Source organism: Bifidobacterium sp. WCA-178-WT-4B (genome assembly GCF_009696495.1).
Lineage (GTDB): Bacteria > Actinomycetota > Actinomycetes > Actinomycetales > Bifidobacteriaceae > Bifidobacterium > Bifidobacterium infantis.
On sequence record NZ_VULV01000006.1, the window covers coordinates 124198 to 145316 of the forward strand.

Consider the following 21119-nt stretch of genomic DNA (forward strand, 5'->3'; position numbering starts at 1 on the left):
ATGGGAGAGAGGCGCGAGAAGTCGATTGCGGTGACTGCCCTGAATGAGGGCGGGGGAGGGAAATCTCATCGCTCGGGTCGATATTCCGCCGAGCGGCAGCCCCATGCGTGGCTGTTGCTGTTCCCGGCCTTGGCGTTGATCACCGTGTTCAATCTGCTTCCCCTGGTGCGTATCTTCATCATGTCGCTGCAGGGCGGGACGTTGACCCGTCAACGGTTTGTGGGAATGCGTAATTTTGTTTTCGTGTTCGCGGATCCCGAATTCCGCAAGGCCATCGCCAATACGGCGCTGTTTGCATTCGTCGTGGTGTCGGTCGGGCTGGTGCTGTCGATGGCGGTGGCCGTGGCCATCAATGGAAAGCTTCGCGGAGGCAGGGTCTTCGAAATCCTGTTCTTCATCCCCTATCTGACCTCGGTAATCGCCATCGGCATGGTGTTCCGATATCTGTTCAACGGCGATTACGGTTTTGTCAATTACGTGTTGGGTCTGTGTGGCCTTGGGCCTTACGATTTTCTCAACGATCCGAAGTTCAATATGCCCACACTCATCATCTTCGGCATATGGTCGTCCCTGGCGTTCAACATCATCATTCTGTTGTCGGGCCTGCGCGGCATAGACAAGGAATATTACAAGGTGGCCGACATGTTCGGCGCCACGGCCTGGGAGAAGTTCCGCCGGATCACGTTGCCGCAGATGGTGCCGATTCTGACGTTCCTGTCCATCGTGGATTTCATCAATTCCTTCAAGGTGTATACGGAGGTGTACGCCTTGTTCAACGGGAAGGCCGGTATCGGCGATAGCGCCACGACGGCGGTGTTCTACGTGTTCAACAAGTTCTACGTGGACAACAAGTATGGGCAGGGCATGGCCGCAGCGGTGGTGCTGTTCCTGGTGATTCTGGCTTTCACCATCATCCAAGGCATCGTATTGAGGAGGCTGGCGAAGTGAGGTTTCTCGGTAAGGGTCTGGTCTACGTGTTCGTCATCGTCATGGCGGCGCTTACGCTCTTCCCGTTCCTGTACATGCTGTCCAGCAGCCTGATGACCTATCAGGAGGTCACGAGCATCCCGCCGACGATAGTGCCTCGCGTCCCGCAGTGGCACAATTTCGTCGAAGCCATGAGGCAGGCGCCGTTCCCCCGTTATTTCCTCAACACGGTACTGGTGTCCGGGTTGTCGACGTTGGGCACGCTCATCACCACCGTACTTGCGGCCTTCGCCTTGGTAAGGTTGCGTTTCCGTTTCAAGAAGGCGTTGATGGTGGGCATGATGGCGTTGCTCATGGTGCCGTATGAGGTCGTTGTGTTCACCAACTATCGCACGATCAACCAGCTGGGTTTGCTGGATACGTATTGGGCGTTGATCTTGCCCTCCTTGGCAAGCGTGTTCTACATCTTCTATCTGCAGCAGTACCTGTCGTCCATGCCGGCGGCATATTACAACGCGGCGAAGGTCGACGGGTGCGGTGATCTCGAATTCATCTGGAAAGTGATGATTCCGATGAGCAGGCCCGCTTTGTTCACCATGGCGTTGCTGCTGTTCATCGGCGGCTGGAATTCGTTCCTCTGGCCGATTCTCGTCACCAACAGCACGGATATGCGTCTGATCAGCAACGGTCTGAGCGCGTTCGCTACTGAGACCGGCACGGCGGTACAACTTCAGATGGCGGCCAGCACGGCCACGATTGTGCCGATATTGGTGCTGTACTTCATCTTCCATAAGCAAATCATCGAAGGAGTGTCCAGCAATGGCATTAAGGGATAACGATCTGCGCGACAAAACGCGCATCACGTTTTACCGGGGCATCCGCACGATCGGAGGCAATCTCATCGAGGTGTCCTATGGCGATAGCCGCATCGTGTTCGACTGCGGTTGCGAATATAACCCTGCCGCTCCCACGCAGCCCCGAGATCTCGCCGATCTCATCTCGCAAGGCTACGTACCGTATCTGCCGGCGATATTCGACCGCACGATAGACGTGCCCGGTCACCACTGGTCTGCGGACCCGTATGCACACAGTGCGGTCTTCGTCTCGCATGCGCATCTCGACCATTCCAAGATGCTCAACTATATCGATTCCGCCATCCCCGTCTACGCTTCGCAGAACACCAAGAGGGTGCTCGAAGCCATGAACGTGAACGACGATTTCGATTTCCCGCCGTATCGCAAGGATTGCGGCCATACTCGGCCGATCACCGGCGTGGAGCCCAACGGCGTCGTGCGTGTCGGTTCCATCTCGGTCACGGTCATGCCCGTAGACCACGATGCCTACGGTGCGTCCGGTCTGCGCGTCGTCACGCCTGACGCGGTCATCGCGTACACGGGCGACATTCGTTTCCACGGATTTCTTGAGCATGACACCCGTGCGTTCCTCCAGGCGAACGCGGGTGCCGATGCGCTCATCATGGAAGGCACGTCGATCTCCTTCCGCAAGCCGGGTGATCCCGTCGACCGCCCGGAGACCACCGAACAGCAGGTGTGCGATCGCATCGAGGCGCTCGTTCGGGACAATCCACATCGTCAGATCACGTTCAATTACTATCTGACGAACATCGAACGAATCCAGCACATCATCGCGTCCAGTCCGCGCACCGTCGTGCTCAGTGCGTACGCGGCTTTCGTATACACTTCCGTGACCGGTGACCCCGTGCATTACTACCGTCTGAATGATGACCGTGATTATTCGGCGCTCGACTCGGCGCTGGAGATTCCGTTCGATGAACTGCTGTCCGATCAGGATGCGTATCTGTGGCAGCTCGACGATCGTGCGAGAGCCGCACATCTGCACGATCTTCGACGCAACGGATTGTATGTGCACACGGGTGCCGCGCCTCTCGGAGAATACGACCCCGCGTATAAGCCGTTCTTCCAAGGATTCGCCGATCAGGATGTCGAAGCCGTCACGATTTCGTGCTCCGGACACGCCACGGTGGAGAAGGCGTTCGAGATCATCGATGCGGTGCGTCCCCGTCTGCTGTTCCCGGTGCATGGCGAGCATCCCGAACGGTATCGCAACGATTATGGAGCGATGATCTTGCCCGAACCGGGGTTGACTGTTGAGCTGTGAGCTGTGAGCTGTGAGCCGTGAACCGGCGTGTTGCCGGTTGCGTCATTGCCGAGACTTTTCCGGGGAATGTTCCACGGGAAACAGGAAAAGAAACAAGCAAACGGAAACCAATGGAATCAGAAAAGGAATGGAATCATGACACTACACGGTAATATGCGTGCGAAAGCGGTGCTGACCGCATTGATGGCTGGCGTGCTAGCCTTATCTGGATGTGGTTCGACCAACGCGGCGAGCGATGGTGGACAATCCGACAAGATTGTCTCCGACATCAAGGGAAACGTTGAGATCACGTTCTGGCACGGCATGACAGGCAATCAGGAGAAGACCCTGCAGAGCCTGACCGACACGTTCATGAAACAGAGCCCGAACATCAAGGTGACTTTGCAGAACCAGTCCAGCTACAGTGACCTGCAGCAGAAGCTCACCGCCACGATGCAGAGCCCGAAGGATTTGCCGACCATCACCCAGGCGTACCCGAGCTGGCTGGTCGACGCGATCTCCGATGGTCAGGTCGTCAACCTTGACCCCTACATCACGTCCAAGGACGGTAATCTCGCATTCGACAACTGGGACGACGTGCTGCCCGGCCTGCGCGATGGCGTGAAGATCGACGGCAAGACGTATGGTATGCCCTTCAACAAGTCCACTGAGGTGCTGTGGTACAACAAGACCATGCTCAACGAGCTGGGACTCAAGGTGCCCACCACGTATGACGAGCTCGCCGAAACCTCCAAGAAAATCGAGAGCGCGAAGGGCATTCCCGGCGCGGGCTTCGACTCGCTGTCGAACTACTACATCACCTATATGAAGAACGAGGGGGTGACGTTCGGCAAGGGCCTCGATGTGACCGGCGAGAAGTCCGCCAAGGCCTTCGACTACTACGACAAGGGCGTCAAGGATGGCTACTTCCGCATCGCCGGCACCGACAAGTACATGTCCGGTCCGTTCTCCAACCAGAAGGTCGCCATGTATGTTGGGTCCAACGCCGGTGAATCCTTCGTTAAGAAGGGTGCCGAGGGCAAGTTTGAATATGGTGTGGTGCCGTATCCGGCGAAGCACACGATGCAGCAGGGCACCGATATCTACATGTTCTCCTCGGCCAGCCCCGAACAGCGCACGGCGGCCTATCTGTATGAGAAGTTCCTGACGTCCAAGGACAGCCAGATCGAGTGGGCGATCGGTACCGGTTACATTCCTGTTCGTAAGTCCGCGATCGCCGATGCCAAGTATGCCAACTCGGGCAGTGCCATTGCGCCCATCTTGGCTGATGCCACCAAGAACCTGTTCACCATTCCGTTGACGCCCGGCATGCAACAGGCCAGCGACGATGTGCAGAAGTCCTTGGAGAACGTGCTCTCCGGTGCGGGTGACGTCAAGTCTTCGCTGAGCACGCTCAAGCCGACGTTCGATTCGGATTGGGAACAGTGACCGCCGTATGCCGGCGACTGATGTGATGCGGGATTGGATGGTAGAGCTGTGAACGGTGATTCGGCATTCGCGGTGGCTTTCGATTTCGACGGCACGGTATGCCTCGGCGATGGTCCGGTCAAGGCCTACGCCGAGGCGGTGTGCGCGCATCTTGATCGTGATGACGCGGCCACGTTGAACGATGAGCTGGAGCGGTTTCTGGCATGTCCGGTGGATATGCCGAAGTATTCGGATGCCTATGACGTCGTGCAGGCTCATGCGGCAGGGCGTCTGACCGCCGAGCAGTCGCAGGATGCGTATCTGCGTTCGCGTCGAATGTTGGCCGAAGGCACGTTCGACGTGCGTCCGCCCGAGGGGTTGGAATCCCTCTTGGAGCGGTTGGGTGAGCTGGGTTGCCGGCGCGTGCTGGTCACGAACTCGCCGATGATCGGGCTGCGTGAGACGTTGGACCGTCTGGGCGTGCTCGAAGGATTCGATGGCATCATCGCCGGTGCCGCCAAGCCAGGCGGATGGCCGAAGGTGATCGAAAGGCTGTCGGCGGTTCGCCGACGGACGGGCGAGCTGGGTGTGATGAGCATCGGCGACTACTGGACGAACGATATCGCTCCGGTGCGTGCCGCCGGTGGGCTTACCGCGCTCATCCACGAGCCTGATCCATCCTTGCCCGCGACCATCACCGCCCCTACCTTGCGGCAGATGGTCGATGACATTGTGGGTTTATGCGTCGCCGCGACGGCGGATGCCGGTGGGGCCGGGGCCGCTTTCCGGGACTGACCGCAACCGTGTCCGTTGACCCCGTTGACGGCTATCATGTCCTGAGGGCCAGAAGGCTCTATCTCGATGCAGAGGTCGAAAGGATATGTGGCTGCTATGGTGCAGGAACCAACATTGGAATGGCATGTCATACCGGAGCCGACGAATGTCGAGCCGCTGGTGGGAACATGCTCGTTGCCGTTGTCGGGAACGGTTGTGGAGCAACGAGGCGCGGATGATGCGGAGGCCGTGTTTGCGCGTCAACTTGCCGACGACATTAAGCGCGTATGCGGAGGCCGCTGGCAGGTGGCCTCCGGAGAGGTTCAGCGGGAGGTGACTTTGCGGACCAGTCCTTCGCTCGATGACTGGTCGTACGTGCTTGAGGTCTCGCCGGACGGCGTTGTGATCACCGGTTCGGGGTTCGAAGGCGTTCGCGATGGCGTGCAGACATTGCGTCAGATTATTCGCCAGATTGGTTTGACGATACCGTGCATGGTCATCAGGGATCGGCCGGCGTTCTCGACCCGCGGTTACTATCTGGACGTGACCCGTGGCCGTGTGCCCTCTATGGCTTGGCTGAAATCGTGGGTGGATCGCCTGTGCTTCTATAAGTACAACCAATTCCAGTTGTACATCGAGCATACGTTCCAGTTCAATGGTCTTAGCGAAGTGTGGCGTGGCGCCGATCCGCTGACTTCGTCCGACATTCTCGAGCTTGATTCCTATTGCACGGCGCGTGGCATAGAGCTCGTGCCCTCCGTGTCGACGTTCGGGCACCATTACACCGCGCTGCGGACGCGGCAACTACGTGATCTGGGAGAGTTTCCGGAGGATGCGGATCGTCCTTTCAGCCTGATCGAGCGAATGACGCACCATACGCTCAACATCACCGATGAGCGGTCCTATGAGTTTTCGACATCATTGATCGATGAGCTGATGCCGTTGTTCCGTTCGCGGAAGTTCAATATCTGCGCCGATGAGACGTTTGATCTCGGCAAGGGGAGGTCGAAGCGGGAATCGGCGAAACGTGGCGTTGGCGCGATGTATGCCGATTTCGTCGAGCGCCTGTGCCGCCATGTTGATGATCGTGGGCATGATGTCATGGTGTGGGCCGATGTCGCGCTCGAGCACCCTGAGATCATCGATACGCTTCCCAAGAACATCACCTGGCTGAATTGGCAGTATGAGCCAGACGTGGATGATGGCACAACGGCCGCTCTCGCCGATGCCGGCGCGACGCAGATGGTGTGCCCGGCGGTGTGGTGCTGGAATGCGCTGATTCCGCGGATCGACGATGCATGGAATAACATCACCAGGATGGCGCGCCATGGCCGCGCCCATGATGTTTCGGGAATGCTGGTCACTGATTGGGGGGATTTCGGGCACGTCAACGATCCCCGCATGTCGGTTCCGGGCATGATCTTCGGTGCGCAGCAATCCTGGAATCCAGATGCCGAGCTCAGCGAAGCCGATATGCTGTCGCGCATATCCACTATCGAATACGGCGACCGCACTGGTGGTGTGGTCGGTGCGCTCAGGGGCGCTTCTGCCAAAGGCGGATTCTCGTGGAGCGATCTCGTCACCTACCTGGAACTGGACGACGGCCGTGGCGGATGCAATACGGAGATCGTGCGGGTCATGGGCTGTCTGGAAGCGTATCGGAATGACTTGTCGCAGTCCGGTCAGGCAAGGTTGGCGGATGCTCGCGTTTCGATGCTGCGGACGTTGCGTGACTCCATTCTTGCGGGCCGGGAATTGAACGGCAAGCTTGACGATGCAACCGAAGATATCACCCAGCTGTTCCGCGTGGCCGGTGATCCCTCCTCCGCTGCGGTCTGGTCGTTGGCCATCGACGGTCAGCGTCTGCTGAACCGTGTCGGGTTGGCGTTGTTGGCCGCGCATGGCGTGGTGCGGCAGGATGAGGCCGGAATCGATGCGGCGAAGTTGGCCGATGAACTGGAATGCTGGACCGAACGGTATTCGAGGCTCTGGCATGAGGTCAGTCGGCAGTCGGAACTGGCCCGCATCCAACACGTGGTATGGCGCGCGGCGGACGTGCTGCGTTCCATTTAGCCGGTTGCGTGGTGACGGGAGCGGCGGTGCGAGCGGGCCTGATGCAAATATGTTAAGGCTGTTGACAGTGCTGGCTCCCGTACTTATCATGGTTGCGTCCATCTCATAGGTGTGATGGATGCAACCGAAGTCATCATCGACTCAAAGGAGAGACAATGAGGAATGTCGCGATGAAGGTGGGTGCTGCGGTGTGCGCCGTGGCCTTGCTGGGTTCGCTGTCTGCATGTGGCAATAAGAAGTCGACCACGACGGCTGACGGCAAGCCGATTGTGACGGTTCTGGTCAAGAAGAACGCCAATCAGGACAAGATCGCCAACATGCAGTGGGCCAAGGACTTGGAGGCCGACTGCGATTGCAAGATCGAGTGGCAGGAAGTGACTCGAGAAGCTTGGTCACAGCAGAAGAACGCCACCTTGGCCTCTGGGGATATCGCGGACGTGAACCTTAACGGATTTAATTCCCTTGACGCCTACCAGTATTCAGGAATGTTTGAGGATCTAGGCAAGAGTCTCGACAAGTTGCCGAATATCAAGGCATTCTTTAAGGAGAAGCCGGAAGCTAAGAAATTCTCGACTGATTCCAAGGGTAGAGTCTATGCAATAGCCACTGCGCGCGGAAAATCTTATTCCGGTACGGGCCAGCATATGCTGATCAACAAGGCCTGGCTCGACAAGCTGGGTCTGCAGGTGCCGACCACGTGGGACGAGCTGGAGAACGTGCTTATGGCGTTCAAGACCCAGGACCCGAACGGCAACGGACAGGCCGACGAGATCCCGATGAACATACAGAAGCTCGGAAGCGGTTTCTCCTGGTATAGCCCGATGCTGCTGCTCAATTCCACCGGCATCCCGACCGGCTTCAACAAAGGCGTATCCACTTCTGGTTATTATGTCAAGAACGGCGTGGTCAAGAGCTTCCTGACCTCCGACGAATACAAGGAGGTCGTCAAGTACTACCACAAGCTCATCTCCGAGGGGCTGATTCCAGCGGACTGGGCCACCAAGGACGATGACGCCTACAACGCGAACCAGATTAGTGACGGCCAGATCGCGAAAACCGGCGTGGTGTTCGGTTGGTCTCCGACTGACAATTTCGGCAAGCTTAAGGACCAGTACATCGCTATGCCGGCACCTTCTGCTCCGGGCGTTTCCCCGGATGAGACCGTGTGGGATGGTTCCTCTAGCGAATTGGCTCCTGCTGGGCTGACCATTTCCGCGCATGCCGCGAACAAGGACGCTGCGCTGAAGCTGGCCAACCTGCTCTACTCCGAGAAGTACTCCGTGCAGCAGTTCCTCGGATCGTTTGGTCAGACTTTGACTAAGACCGGTGAGCATAAGTATACTGTGGACAGCGCCAAGTTAGACAAGCTGACTAAGGATAATCTTTACCCTGGTTTGTCGGAATTGCTGGTGGGTTGGATTCCCAATGAAGTCATCATTAAGGGTGATACCCACGCCGATGAACTGATTGAGGTGAACAAGGTGTACGAGGAGCAGCGCAGCCACTTCGATCCCGTCAAGGACTATATTCCCGACTACGTCAATATGGATAATATGGATCCTTCCGATTCCGCGAAGTTGAGTACAAGCAATGCGGAGATTAACAACACCGTCATGCAGAAGACCGCTGCTTGGATGGCCAAGGGCGGCATCGACGAGGAATGGGATGCCTACTGCAAGCAGCTCGACAGCATTGGCCTTCAGGATAACATCAAGATCTGGCAGAAGTGGTACGACACCTACACGAAGTGACGGTGTCGTGAGCTGCAAGGCAGTGCTTGCGACTCCGAGATGTGAGCCGCACCCGAATTGTTGAACTGGAGGAATTCGGATCAACGATCGGGTGCGGCTCGCTCATGCGGAGCGGATGCGATGTTGAGGCTGGGTCTGCCGCGGGTCCGTCGCGAACCGTTTCACCGTGGCCGAGTCCTTGCCCGGCGCCACGCAGGGCAAGCTTGACGATGCAGCCAAGGATATCGCCCCGCTGTTCCGCATCCAACGTGTGGTATGGCGCGCGGCGGACGTGCTGCGTTCCATTTAACAGGTTACGTGGTGGCGGCAGCGGCGATGTGTGGCGCGACTCACATATATGTTAAGAATGTTGACGAACTCCATCTCCCGTGCCTATCATGAATGCGTCCGTCCCGCAGATGCGGCGGATGCGCTCAAATATCATCATGTCAAAGGAGAGACGATGAGAAGGCAAACTATGGTGAAGGCGGGTGCCGTTGCGTGTGCCGTGGCCTTGCTGGGTTCGCTGTCTGCGTGTGGGGGCAGCAAGAAGTCGACCACGACGGCTGACGGCAAGCCGATTGTGACGGTTCTGGTCAAGAAGAACGCCAATCAGGAAAAGATGGCCAACATGCAGTGGGCCAAGGACTTGGAGGCCGACTGCGATTGCAAGATCGAGTGGCAGGAAGTGACTCGAGAAGCTTGGGCCCAGCAGAAGAACGCCACCTTGGCCTCTGGGGATATCGCGGATGTGAACCTGAATGGATACGGTGCTGTTGAGGCTTACCAGTATCCCGGTATGTTCGAGGATCTGAGCAAGGATCTTGACAAGCTGCCGAACGTCAAGGCCTTCTTTAAGCAGAAGCCGGATGCCAAGAAGATGTCCACTGACTCCAAAGGGCGGATTTATGCGATAGCCGATGGTCGAGGCAAGGCCTACTCCGGCACAGGTCAGCATATGCTGATCAACAAGGCCTGGCTTGACAAGCTGGGTCTGCAGGTGCCGACCACGTGGGACGAGCTGGAGAACGTGCTCAAGGCGTTCAAGACCCAGGATCCGAACGGCAACGGCCAAGCGGACGAGATCCCGATGAACATTAAGAAACTCGAAGGCAGCTATTTCACGTGGTACAGCCCGATGCTGCTGCTCAACTCCACCGGCATCGTCACCGGCTTCAACAAGGGTGTGTCTGAATACGGCTTCTACGCCAAGAACGGCGTGGTCAAGAGCTTCCTGACCTCCGATGAATACAAGGAGGTCGTCAAGTACTACCACAAGCTCATCTCCGAGGGCCTGATTCCCGCCGAGTGGGCCACCAAGGACGATGACGCCTACAACGCGGATCAGATCAGTGACGGCAAGACCGCGAAGACCGGCGTGGTGTTCGGTTGGTCTCCATCCGACAATTTCGGCAAGCTCAAGGACCAGTACATCGCTATGCCGGTGCCGTCCGCCCCGGGCGTCTCCCCGGACCAGACCGTGTGGGATGGTTCCTCCAGTGAGTTGTCCCCTGCAGGACTGTCGATTTCCTCCCACGCCGCGAACAAGGACGCCGCGCTGAAGCTGGCCAACCTGCTGTACTCCGAGAAGTACTCCGTGCAGCAGTTCCTCGGCTCCTTCGGCAAGGCAATAACCAAGACTGGTGAGCATGAGTACACCGTGGATAATGACAAGCTGAGCCAGTTGACCGGTGACAACCAGTATCCTGGCCTGTCGGAATTGTTGGTGGGCTGGATTCCTGATGAAGCTACTATCAAGGGCGATACTCACGCCGATGAATTGATTGAAGTGAACAAGGTGTACGAGGAGCAGCGCAGCCACTTCGATCCCGTCAAGGACTATATTCCCGACTACGTCAATATGGATAATATGGATCCTTCCGATGCGACGAAGCTGAACACTAATAATGCCGAGATTTTCAATACCACTATGCAGAAAACTGCTACTTGGATGTCCAAGGGTGGCATTGACGAAGAATGGGATGCCTACTGCAAGCAGCTCAACAGCATTGGTCTACAGGAGAGCACCAAGATCTGGCAGAAGTGGTACGACACCTACACGAAGTGACGGTGCCGTGAGCGCAAGCTTGTTGCAAGGCAGTGCTTGCGACTCCGAGATGTGAGCCGCACCCGAATTGTTGAACTGGAGGAATTCGGATCAACGATCGGGTGCGGTTCGCTCATGCGGAGCGGATGCGATGTTGAGGCCGGGTCTGCCGCGGGTCAGGTAGATCATGGTGCTGGAGCAGTCCATGTTCCCGAAGCCGCGGGAGTGGGTTTTGACGTGCTGCGTTCTGTTTAGTGGATTACATGGTGGCGGGAATGACTATGTGTGGCGCGACTCACATATATGTTAAGAATGTTGACGAACTCCATCTCCCGTGCCTATCATGAGTGCGTCCGTCCCGCAGATGCGGCGGACGCGCTCAAATATCATCATGTCAAAGGAGAGACGATGAGGAGACAAACCGTGATGAAGGCGGGTGCCGTTGCGTGTGCCGTGGCCTTGCTGGGTTCGCTGTCTGCGTGCGGCGGCGACAAGGAGCCGACCACGACCGCTGATGGCAAGCCGATTGTAAGTGTCTTAATAGTCAAGAGACCCAGTACGGATAAAATCGCCAACATGCAGTGGGCCAAGGACCTTGAGGCCGACTGCGACTGCAAGATCGAGTGGCAGGAGGTCAGTGAGGACGCCTGGGCCCAGCAGAAGAACGCCACCTTGGCCGCGGGCAAGCTTGCGGATATAAGCCTCCACGCCTTTGGAGTGCCTGATGCTGCTCAATATCCAAGCATGTTTGAGGATCTGAGCAAGGATCTTGACAAGCTGCCGAACGTCAAGGCCTTCTTTAAGCAGAAGCCGGATGCCAAGAAGCTTATCACCGATCCTGACGGTCACATATATGCCCTGCCTTCGTCCCGAGGCAAGTCCTATTCCGGATCTGGTCAAAATATGATGATCAACAAGGCCTGGCTCGACAAGCTGGGTCTGCAGGTGCCGACCACGTGGGACGAGCTGGAGAACGTGCTCAAGGCGTTCAAGACCCAGGATCCGAACGGCAACGGCCAAGCGGACGAGATCCCGATGAACATCAAGAAGCTTGACAGCTACTTCTCTTGGTATAGCCCGATGCTGCTGCTCAACTCCACCGGCATCGTCACCGGTTTCAACAAGGGGCCGACGGTTACCGGCTATTATGCGGATAACGGCGTGGTCAAAAGCTTCCTGACCTCCGACGAATACAAGCAGGTCATCAAGTATTACCACAAGCTCATCTCCGAGGGGCTGATTCCAGCGGACTGGGCCACCAAGGCTCTCGACGCGTATGATTCGGATCAGACCAGTGATGGAAAGACCGCGAAGACCGGTGTGTCGTTCGGGTGGTCGCTGGATGCGAGTTTCGGAACGCTCAAGGATCAATACATCGCCATGCCGGTGCCGTCCGCCCCGGGCGTCTCCCCGGACAAGACCGTGTGGGATGGCTCGTCCAGCGAATTTGACGGCAACAAACTTTCCATCTCGTCGCATGTTGCGAACAAGGACGCTGCGCTGAAGCTGGCCAACCTGCTCTACTCCGAGAAGTACTCCGTGCAGCAGTTCCTCGGCTCGTTTGGACAGCTGGTTACTGATAACGGCAACCATCAATACACCGTGGATGCAGAGAAGACCAGTCAGCTGATGAAAGACAACCTCTTCCCCGGTCTGTCTGATCGGTTTACGGGTTGGATTCCCGACGAAGTCTCCATTAAGGGCGATACCAATGCTGATGATTTGCTTGAGGTGAATAAAGCATATGATGAGCAGCGCAGCCACTTCGATCCCGTCAAGGATTACATTCCGGACTATGTGAACCCCAGCCCCGAAGACAATAACAAGCTGAGTAGCAATAATACCCAGATTCTCAACGTCGTTATGCAGAAGACCGCCACCTGGATGTCCAAGGGCGGCATCGACGGGGAGTGGGATGCGTATTGCAAGCAGCTCGACAGTCTTGGTCTGCAGGAGAACGTGAAGATCTGGCAGAAGTGGTACGACACCTACACGAAGTGACGGTGTCGTGAGCGCGGACCTGTTGCAAGGCAGTGCTTGCGACTCCGAGATGTGAGCCGCACCCGAATTGTTGGACTGGAGGAATTCGGATCAACGATCGGGTGCGGTTCGCTCATGCGGAGCGGATGCGGCGTTGTCTCGCGTACCAGACAAACACAAATACAACAAGGAGATTCACAGTATGAATCAGTTTCGTGGGGTCATTCCCCCGGTCGTCACTCCGTTGACCGCGGATCATCGTCTCGATGTGGAGAGCTACAGGCGCTCGATCGACCGCATGATTGGGGCCGGGGTCAATGGACTTTTCGTTCTCGGATCCTCAAGCGAAGTCGTATTCTCCACGGATGAGCGACGTCGTGAGATACTGGCCGCGGCCATTGAGATTGCCGGCGGCCGAGTGCCGGTGCTGGCGGGGTGCATCGACACGGAGACCAATCGCGTGATCGAGCATGCTCGTGCGGCTCGCGAGATGGGAGCCGCCGCCATCGTGGCCACGGCGCCGTTCTACGCATTGGGCGGCGTGGCGGAGATCGAGAGGCATTTCCGTCTGATTCACGCCGCGGTGCCTGAATTGCCGCTGTTCGCATACGACATCCCCGTATGCGTGCATACCAAGCTGCCCAATGATCTGCTGATCCGCTTGGGGCGTGATGGCGTGCTGGCCGGGGTGAAGGACTCGTCGAACGATGATGTGGCGTTCCGTTTCCTGATTGGGGACAACGAGGAGAACGGCCATCCGCTGACGTTGCTGACCGGTCAGGAAGTCGTCGTCGATGGCGCGTACATGGCCGGTGCGGACGGCAGCGTGCCCGGTCTGGCCAATGTGGACCCATATGGCTATGTTGCGATGTGGAACGCCTACCGGAACGGTGATTGGGATTCGGTGCGCAAGGAGCAGAATAAGCTCGCCGCATTGATGCGAATCGTCCTGGCGCCGTCCGGCGTCCAGGGATTCGGTTCCGGCGTGGGCGCGTTCAAGACCGCGATGGCATTGCTGGGCGTGTTCGACACCAACCAGATGCCCGAACCGGTGTTGGCGTTGCATGGCGACAATGTGAAAGCCATTGCGGACGTGTTGCGTGCATGCGGTTTCGAGCTTGCGCGCACGGTGGAACAGGTCGATGCGTCCACCGAGTGATGATGACGTGCCATCCCGCGGACCTTCTCCTTCCCCCAACCCATGTAGGTCCACGGGATGGCACACCGCAATGTTGCGGAATGCGCCGGGGTGCCGTTTGTCCGTGAACGGAGATTGTCCGTGGACGCCGGGTGGCATCAAGGCGATGAACAGGAGTGAGCGAATATGACGGAGAACGGGATGATGAATACGAACAATACTGTGTGCGGCGCGAACCATGACGGAGCGATGAGTCTGGCGGCCCCAGGCGATTACGGTGTGGCCTGCTACCGGATTCCGGCCCTTGCCGAGGCGCCCAACGGCTGGATCCTCGCGGCGTTCGATGCGCGGCCCCATAACTGCCAGGATGCCCCGCAAGCCAATTCGATCGTGCAGCGTATCTCCAAAGACGGCGGCCGGTCATTCGAGCCGCAGCATGTTGTGGCCGCCGGGCATGATGGCGTCGACAAATACGGGTATTCCGATCCGTCCTATGTGGTGGACCGGCAGACGGGAGAGGTGTTCCTGTTCTTCGTCAAATCCTATGACGCCGGTTTCGGAACCTCCCAGGCGGGCGTCGATCCCTCTGCGCGTACGGTGCTTCAGGCCGCCGTCACCAGTTCCATCGACAATGGCGTGACGTGGAGCGAGCCGCGCATCATCACCGCCGACATCACGAACAGCGAATCATGGATTTCACGGTTCGCTTCTTCCGGTGCCGGCATCCAGCTCACGTATGGCGAGCATGCGGGGCGCCTGATTCAGCAGTACACCATCAAGGAGCTCGACGGCCGCTACCGTGCGGTATCGGTCTTCTCCGACGATCACGGCGCAACCTGGCATGCGGGCACCCCCGTCGGCGATCACATGGACGAGAACAAAGTCGTGGAACTTTCCGATGGCCGTGTGATGCTGAACTCGCGTTCCTCCGATGGAAATGGTTGCCGCTATGTCGCCATCTCCCGGGACGGTGGTGCCACGTATGGTCCGGTGACCCGTGAAACGCAGCTGCCCGATCCCGAGAACAACGCGCAGATTGCCCGTGCGTTCCCCGATGCCCCCGAAGGGTCGGCGCAGGCCAAGGTCCTGCTGTATTCCTCCTCGTCGCCTTCGGACAGGATCGATGGTCTGGTGCGCGTCTCGATCGATGACGGCAAGACCTGGAGTGCCGGCCGACGGTTCACGACAGGGCCGATGGCGTATTCGGTGATCGCCGCATTGAGCCACAAGGCCGGCGGCGGCTATGGCCTGCTGTATGAAGGTGATAATAATAACATTATGTACACCCGTATCTCGCTCGACTGGCTCAACGGCCAGCTGAACGTCGACGGAATCGGCGGTTTTCCGCTGTCTGATGAGGGAGGGTGCTGAGGCATAGCGAAACGGTGCCGATATTTCATATATGTTAAGGACGTTGACAAAATATCTCCCGAGACTTATCCTAGGTGCGTCCACCTCGCAGACGTGGCGGGCGCATCCAGGATCATAATTTCAAAGGAGAGACAATGAGAAGAAGAACCGCACTGAAGGCGGGCGCCATCACGTGCGCCGTCGCCTTGCTGGGTTCGCTGGCTGCATGCGGCGGCAGCAAGGAGCCGACCACGACCGCCGACGGCAAGCCGATCGTGAGCGTTCTGGTCGTGAAGAGGCCGGCCACGGACAAGATCGCCAACATGCAGTGGGCCAAGGACCTCGAGGCCGACTGCGACTGCAAGATCGAGTGGCAGGAGGTCAGCGAGGACGCCTGGGCCCAGCAGAAGAACGCCACCCTGGCCGCGGGCAAGATTGCGGACGTCAGCCTCCATGCGTTCTTCCCCGCCAACGCCGCGCAGTTCCCGGGCCTGTTCGAGGATCTGAGCAAGGATCTCGACAAGATGCCGAACGTCAAGCAGTTCTTCAAGGAGAAGCCGGACGCGCAGAAACTCACCACCGATCCCGAAGGCCACATGTACGCCCTGCCTTCGTCCCGAGGCAAGTCCTACTCCGGCACTGGCCAGCACATGTTCATCAACAAGACCTGGCTTGACAAGCTGGGCCTGCAGGTGCCGACCACGTGGGACGAGCTGGAGAACGTGCTCAAGGCGTTCAAGACCGAGGATCCGAACGGCAACGGCCAGGCCGACGAGATTCCGATGAACATCAGGAAGCTCGACAGCTACTTCACCTACTACAGCCCGATGCTGCTGCTCAACTCCACCGGCATCGTCACCGGCTTCAACAAGGGCGCGTCCCCGACCGGCTTCTACGCCAAGAACGGCGTGGTCAAGAGCTTCCTGACCTCCGACGAATACAAGGAGGTCGTCAAGTACTACCACAAGCTCATCTCCGAGGGCCTGATTCCCGCCGACTGGGCCACCAAGACGTTCGATGCGTGCGATACCGACCAGCTCAGCGACGGCAAGACAGCGAAGACCGGCGTGTCGTTCGGATGGTCCCAGGATGCGAGCTTCGGAACGCTCAAGGATCAGTACATCCCCATCCCGGTGCCATCCGCCCCGGGCGTCTCCCCGGACAAGACCGTGTGGGACGGCTCCTCCGCCGAGTTCGAAGCCGATAGGTTCTCCCTGTCCTCCCACGCCGCCAACAAGGACGCCGCGCTGAAGCTGGCCAACCTGCTCTACTCCGAGAAGTACTCCGTGCAGCAGTTCCTCGGCTCCTTCGGCAACCTGGTCACCGATGACGGCAACCGCCACTACACCGTGGACGAAGACAAGTACACCAAGGCGATGGGCGACAACCTCTTCCCGGGCCTGGCCGATCGTTTCTCCGGCTGGATTCCCGATGGTGTCACCATCAAGGGTGATGTCGACGGCGACAACCTGCTTGAGGCGAACAAGCCGTACGAGGAGCAGCGCAGCCACTTCGATCCCGTCAAGGACTACATTCCGGACTACGTGAACCCCGATCCGACGGACAGTAATACACTGACCAATAACAATGCACAGATTTCCAATGTTGTTATGCAGAAGACTGCTACTTGGATGTCCAAGGGTGGTATTGACGAGGAGTGGGATGCGTATTGCAAGCAGCTCGACAGTCTTGGTCTGCAGGAGAACGTGAAGATCTGGCAGAAGTGGTACGACATCTACACGAAGAAGTGATGTAGCGGTTCCGCCGTTGCATGAGCGGGTCGTCCCGTCCGTCGCGCGTTCGCGTGGCGGGCGGGACGGCGGGGGAAGGATTTTTTATGTCTGTGGTGAAACAGGGTGAAGTGGTGGATAACGCGTTGGCGGCTCGTTCCGCGCCGTTGCCGGTGCGGTTGGGGCGTCATTTCCGTCGGTACGGCGCGTTGTGGTTGATGACGTTGCCGGCGTTGGTGTTCGTCGGTCTGTTCGCGTACGTGCCGATGTACGGTCTTCGTCTCGCGTTCTATGATTTCGATCCGGTCGAGGGTCTGATGGGCGGCAGGTTCGCGGGGCTGCGGTATTTCGAGCAGTTCTTCCGGTCGGGCATGTTCGTGAACATCATGGTCAACACGTTGCGGATCAGCCTGTGGACGCTGGTCATGGGGTTCATCGCCCCGATCGTGCTGGCGTTGCTGATCAACCAGATCTCGTCGTCGAAGATCAAGGGGTTCGTGCAGACGGTGACGTATATGCCGCACTTCATCTCGACGGTCGTGATCGTGTCGATGATCAACATCTTCCTGTCGCCGAGCACGGGCATGATCGGGCGCCTGTTCCCGGGCACCGACCTGTTGGGCGAGCCGGGGCTGTTCACGCCGATCTACTGGATCAGCGAGGTGTGGCAGCATATGGGTTGGAACTGCATCATCTATCTGGCGGCGTTGAGTTCGGTGGACCTGTCCCTGTACGAGGCCGCGAAGATCGACGGGGCCGGTCGTCTGCAGCTCATCCGCTACGTCGACATCCCGGCGATCATGCCGACGGTGGGCATCATGCTGATCATGAACATGGGTTCCGTGCTCAACGTGGGCTTCGAGAAGGTGCTGTTGATGCAGAACCCGATGAACCTGTCCGTGTCGGAGGTCATCGCGACGTACACGTACCGCATGGGTATTCTGGGCAACCAGTTCAGCTACACGACGGCCATAGGCCTGTTCAACACCGTGGTCAACTTCTTCTTCCTGGTGCTCGCCAACTTCATTTCGAAGAGGGCGTCGGACACCAGCATCTTCTAGCGGGCGGGAGGGTCCATTATGACAAGCACATCCATCAATCCGGCGCCGGTCCGCGGCGCGGGGTCGGACGACATCCCGTTCAACCCGAAGCTGAGGCAGAGGAGGAGCGTGTCCGACTGGGTCGTCGACATCGTGATCTGGCTGTTGATCGCGTTGGTCGTGGTGGCGATCGTCTATCCGATCTGGTTCATCGTGATCGCCTCGGTCTCGGACCAGACGATGGTCAGCCAGGGCAAGGTGTTCCTGTTGCCCGCGAAGATGAACTTCGGCGGTTACGCCAAGGTGTTCACCGATTCGAGGATCTGGGTCGGCTACCGCAACACCATCTTCTATTCGGTGGCGGGCACGGCCCTGAACATGCTGGTCACGATCCCGGCGGCGTTCGCGTTGTCTCGCCGCGAGTTCAAGCCGCGCCGCGTGATCCTGTTCCTGATGACGTTCACGATGTTCTTCTCGGGCGGCATGATCCCGAGCTTCCTGCTGTACAAGCAGTTGGGTCTGCTGAACTCGGTGTGGGTGTTCATCCTTCCGGGCGCGGTGAGCGTGTGGAACCTGATCGTGGCGCGTTCGTTCTTCGAGAGCTCGATCCCGGAGAGCCTGCACGACGCCGCGCAGATCGACGGCTTGGGGTATTTCGGGTATTTCCTGCGGATCGTGCTGCCGTTGAGCTCCGCGATCCTGGCGGTGATGACGTTGTATTACTTCGTGGGTCATTGGAACGACTTCTTCACCGGCTTGGTGTACATCCGCGACGCGGACAAGCTGCCGTTGCAGAACGTGCTGCGTTCCATCCTGTTGTCGAACCAGACGAACATCACCGGTCAGAGTTCGGGTGGCATGGACGTGGTGCAGCAGCGTGATTTCGCGAACCAGATCAAGTACGGCGTGATCATCGTGTCGACGTTGCCGTTGCTGGTGTTGTATCCGTTCCTGCAGAAGTATTTCAACAAGGGCGTGATGATCGGTGCCGTGAAGGGCTGATCGTCGGGGGGTTTCGTTGCACGACACACAACGAAACCCCTTTGTTCATTCGGCCGTCGCGCGTTTCCCCGGTCGCCCGTCGTGGTGCCGCATATTGTTAGGCATGTTGACAAAATGCTGCGAAGAGGCATATATTACCTAATGTCCGTCTCACGGTTGTGATGGACGCTTATAGTGTTTTCATTCTGCAGAAAGGGAGAATGATGAGAAGAACCGCGATGAGGGTGGGCTCTGCTGTGTGCGCCGTTGCCTTGCTGGGTTCGCTGGCTGCATGCGGCGGCGACAAGAAGCCGACCACGACCGCCGACGGCAAGCCGATCGTGAGCGTCCTGGTTGCGAAGGAACCCAATCAGGACAAGATCGCCAACATGCAGTGGGCCAAGGACCTCGAGGCCGACTGCGACTGCAAGATCGAATGGCAGGAAGTCGATAACGGAGATTTCGCGAATCAGCGCAATACCACGCTGAGCGCCGGCGACATTCCGGACATCAGCCTCCATGCCTTCAGCTTCGTGTACGCGGAGCAGTTCTCCAACCTGTTCGAGGATCTGAACCAGGATCTCGACAAGCTGCCGAACGTCAAGGCGTTCTTCAAGGAGAAACCGGACGCGCAGAAGCTCAATACCGATTCCAAGGGCCACCTGTACACGCTCCCCAATGCCCACGGCAAGAACAATGCCGGCACTGGCCAGCTCATGATGATCAACAAGGCCTGGCTTGACAAGCTGGGGCTGCAGGTGCCGACCACGTGGGACGAGCTGGAGAACGTGCTCAAGGCGTTCAAGACCGAGGATCCGAACGGCAACGGCCAGGCCGACGAGATTCCGATGAACATCAAGAAGCTCGACCCGTTGTACTACACCTGGCACAGCCCGATGCTGCTGCTCAACTCCACCGGCATCCCGACCGGCTTCAACAAGGGCGTGTCCACATACGGCTTCTATGCCAAGAACGGCGTGGTCAAGAGCTTCATGACCTCCGACGAATACAAGCAGGTCATCAAGTACTACCACAAGCTCATCTCCGAGGGCCTGATCCCCGCCGACTGGGCCACCAAGGACGATGACGCCTACAACGCGGATCAGACCAGCGACGGCAAGACCGCGAAGACCGGCGTGGTGTTCAGCAGCTCCATCTCCGATACCTTCGGCGATCTGAAGGACCAGTACATCACCATCCCGGTGCCATCCGCCCCGGGCGTCTCCCCGGACAAGACCGTGTGGGACGGCTCCTCGAGCGAATTCGACGCCGCCGGCCCCGCCGTCTCCGCGCGCGCCGCCAACAAGGACGCCACGCTGAAGCTGCTCAACCTGATGTACTCCGAGAAGTACTCCGTGCAGCAGTTCTACGGCTCCTTCGGCAAGACCGTGACCAAGACCGGTGAGCACGAATACACCGTGGACAACGACAAGCTTATCGAGATGCGCAAGAAGAACACCTCCCCGAGCCTGTCCTACCCCGCCGGCTGGATTCCCGACGAGGTCACCATCAAGGGCGATGCCGGTAGCGACGCCCTGTACCAGGCGAGCAAGGTGTATGAGAAGCAGCGCAGCAACTTCGATCCCGTCAAGGACTACATTCCGGACTACGTGAACCCGGACGCGGACGACAACACCACGTTGGCCAGCAACTACAACCAGATTTCCAACGTCGCCATGCAGAAGACTGCTACTTGGATGTCCAAGGGTGGTATTGACGAGGAGTGGGATGCGTATTGCAAGCAGCTCGACAGTCTTGGTCTGCAGGAGAACGTGAAGATCTGGCAGAAGTGGTACGACATCT

The 21119-nt window shown here is 58.2% G+C and carries 15 protein-coding genes and 1 pseudogene; all 16 read left to right on the forward strand.

Annotated elements, in window-relative coordinates:
* Complete coding sequence (locus tag FYJ31_RS06035) at nucleotides 1–948, forward strand: carbohydrate ABC transporter permease (RefSeq protein WP_154536261.1); 948 nt, start codon at nucleotides 1–3, stop codon at nucleotides 946–948.
* Nucleotides 945–1763: a carbohydrate ABC transporter permease gene (locus FYJ31_RS06040; RefSeq protein ID WP_326831186.1), complete on the forward strand. Its 819-nt coding sequence runs from the start codon at nucleotides 945–947 to the stop codon at nucleotides 1761–1763. The genes FYJ31_RS06035 and FYJ31_RS06040 overlap by 4 nt, the downstream gene beginning before the upstream one ends.
* Nucleotides 1747–3066 carry an MBL fold metallo-hydrolase gene (locus FYJ31_RS06045; protein ID WP_154536262.1) on the forward strand — a complete coding sequence of 440 codons (1320 nt, stop codon included), beginning with the start codon at nucleotides 1747–1749 and terminating at the stop codon, nucleotides 3064–3066. The genes FYJ31_RS06040 and FYJ31_RS06045 overlap by 17 nt, the downstream gene beginning before the upstream one ends.
* A 135-nt stretch (nucleotides 3067–3201) precedes the next feature.
* Nucleotides 3202–4494, forward strand: coding sequence for an ABC transporter substrate-binding protein (locus tag FYJ31_RS06050; RefSeq protein ID WP_154536263.1), 1293 nt, complete (start codon nucleotides 3202–3204; stop codon nucleotides 4492–4494).
* A 48-nt stretch (nucleotides 4495–4542) separates the two neighbouring features.
* The gene (locus FYJ31_RS06055; protein WP_326831187.1) at nucleotides 4543–5268 is read left to right on the forward strand and encodes an HAD family hydrolase; all 726 of its coding nucleotides are present in this window, start codon (nucleotides 4543–4545) and stop codon (nucleotides 5266–5268) included.
* 96 nt (nucleotides 5269–5364) lie between these two features.
* Nucleotides 5365–7320 carry a beta-N-acetylhexosaminidase gene (locus FYJ31_RS06060; RefSeq protein ID WP_154536265.1) on the forward strand — a complete coding sequence of 652 codons (1956 nt, stop codon included), beginning with the start codon at nucleotides 5365–5367 and terminating at the stop codon, nucleotides 7318–7320.
* A gap of 155 nt (nucleotides 7321–7475) precedes the next feature.
* Nucleotides 7476–9071 (forward strand): ABC transporter substrate-binding protein, encoded by a 1596-nt coding sequence (locus FYJ31_RS06065; protein WP_154536266.1) that lies wholly within the window; start codon nucleotides 7476–7478, stop codon nucleotides 9069–9071.
* Nucleotides 9072–9237: 166 nt separating this feature from the next.
* Nucleotides 9238–9360, forward strand: a complete 123-nt coding sequence (locus tag FYJ31_RS13040) for a hypothetical protein (RefSeq protein ID WP_012578578.1) — start codon at nucleotides 9238–9240, stop codon at nucleotides 9358–9360.
* 153 nt (nucleotides 9361–9513) lie between these two features.
* Nucleotides 9514–11118: an ABC transporter substrate-binding protein gene (locus FYJ31_RS06070; protein WP_154536267.1), complete on the forward strand. Its 1605-nt coding sequence runs from the start codon at nucleotides 9514–9516 to the stop codon at nucleotides 11116–11118.
* A gap of 387 nt (nucleotides 11119–11505) precedes the next feature.
* Nucleotides 11506–13098: an ABC transporter substrate-binding protein gene (locus tag FYJ31_RS06075; protein WP_154536268.1), complete on the forward strand. Its 1593-nt coding sequence runs from the start codon at nucleotides 11506–11508 to the stop codon at nucleotides 13096–13098.
* Between the two features lie 181 nt (nucleotides 13099–13279).
* On the forward strand, nucleotides 13280–14236 hold the full coding sequence (locus tag FYJ31_RS06080) for a dihydrodipicolinate synthase family protein (protein WP_144099265.1): 957 nt from the start codon (nucleotides 13280–13282) through the stop codon (nucleotides 14234–14236).
* A gap of 210 nt (nucleotides 14237–14446) precedes the next feature.
* A pseudogene (locus tag FYJ31_RS06085) lies at nucleotides 14447–15523 on the forward strand (sialidase family protein); the annotation flags it as partial.
* A 197-nt stretch (nucleotides 15524–15720) separates the two neighbouring features.
* Nucleotides 15721–17316, forward strand: a complete 1596-nt coding sequence (locus tag FYJ31_RS06090) for an ABC transporter substrate-binding protein (RefSeq protein ID WP_136501151.1) — start codon at nucleotides 15721–15723, stop codon at nucleotides 17314–17316.
* A gap of 86 nt (nucleotides 17317–17402) precedes the next feature.
* Nucleotides 17403–18356 carry an ABC transporter permease gene (locus FYJ31_RS06095; RefSeq protein ID WP_012578570.1) on the forward strand — a complete coding sequence of 318 codons (954 nt, stop codon included), beginning with the start codon at nucleotides 17403–17405 and terminating at the stop codon, nucleotides 18354–18356.
* 18 nt (nucleotides 18357–18374) lie between these two features.
* On the forward strand, nucleotides 18375–19337 hold the full coding sequence (locus tag FYJ31_RS06100) for a carbohydrate ABC transporter permease (RefSeq protein WP_012578569.1): 963 nt from the start codon (nucleotides 18375–18377) through the stop codon (nucleotides 19335–19337).
* Nucleotides 19338–19537: 200 nt separating this feature from the next.
* On the forward strand, nucleotides 19538–21119 hold a 1582-nt coding region (locus FYJ31_RS06105), incomplete at its 3' end, for an extracellular solute-binding protein (RefSeq protein WP_154536270.1).

Coding starts and splice junctions, on each gene's coding strand:
- FYJ31_RS06045 (WP_154536262.1), top strand. CDS start 1,747: ATGGCATTAAGGGATAACGATCTGCGCGACAAAACGCGCATCACGTTT.
- FYJ31_RS06100 (WP_012578569.1), top strand. CDS start 18,375: ATGACAAGCACATCCATCAATCCGGCGCCGGTCCGCGGCGCGGGGTCG.
- FYJ31_RS06070 (WP_154536267.1), top strand. CDS start 9,514: ATGAGAAGGCAAACTATGGTGAAGGCGGGTGCCGTTGCGTGTGCCGTG.
- FYJ31_RS06090 (WP_136501151.1), top strand. CDS start 15,721: ATGAGAAGAAGAACCGCACTGAAGGCGGGCGCCATCACGTGCGCCGTC.
- FYJ31_RS06075 (WP_154536268.1), top strand. CDS start 11,506: ATGAGGAGACAAACCGTGATGAAGGCGGGTGCCGTTGCGTGTGCCGTG.
- FYJ31_RS06060 (WP_154536265.1), top strand. CDS start 5,365: ATGGTGCAGGAACCAACATTGGAATGGCATGTCATACCGGAGCCGACG.
- FYJ31_RS06035 (WP_154536261.1), top strand. CDS start 1: ATGGGAGAGAGGCGCGAGAAGTCGATTGCGGTGACTGCCCTGAATGAG.
- FYJ31_RS06080 (WP_144099265.1), top strand. CDS start 13,280: ATGAATCAGTTTCGTGGGGTCATTCCCCCGGTCGTCACTCCGTTGACC.
- FYJ31_RS06065 (WP_154536266.1), top strand. CDS start 7,476: ATGAGGAATGTCGCGATGAAGGTGGGTGCTGCGGTGTGCGCCGTGGCC.
- FYJ31_RS06050 (WP_154536263.1), top strand. CDS start 3,202: ATGACACTACACGGTAATATGCGTGCGAAAGCGGTGCTGACCGCATTG.
- FYJ31_RS06095 (WP_012578570.1), top strand. CDS start 17,403: ATGTCTGTGGTGAAACAGGGTGAAGTGGTGGATAACGCGTTGGCGGCT.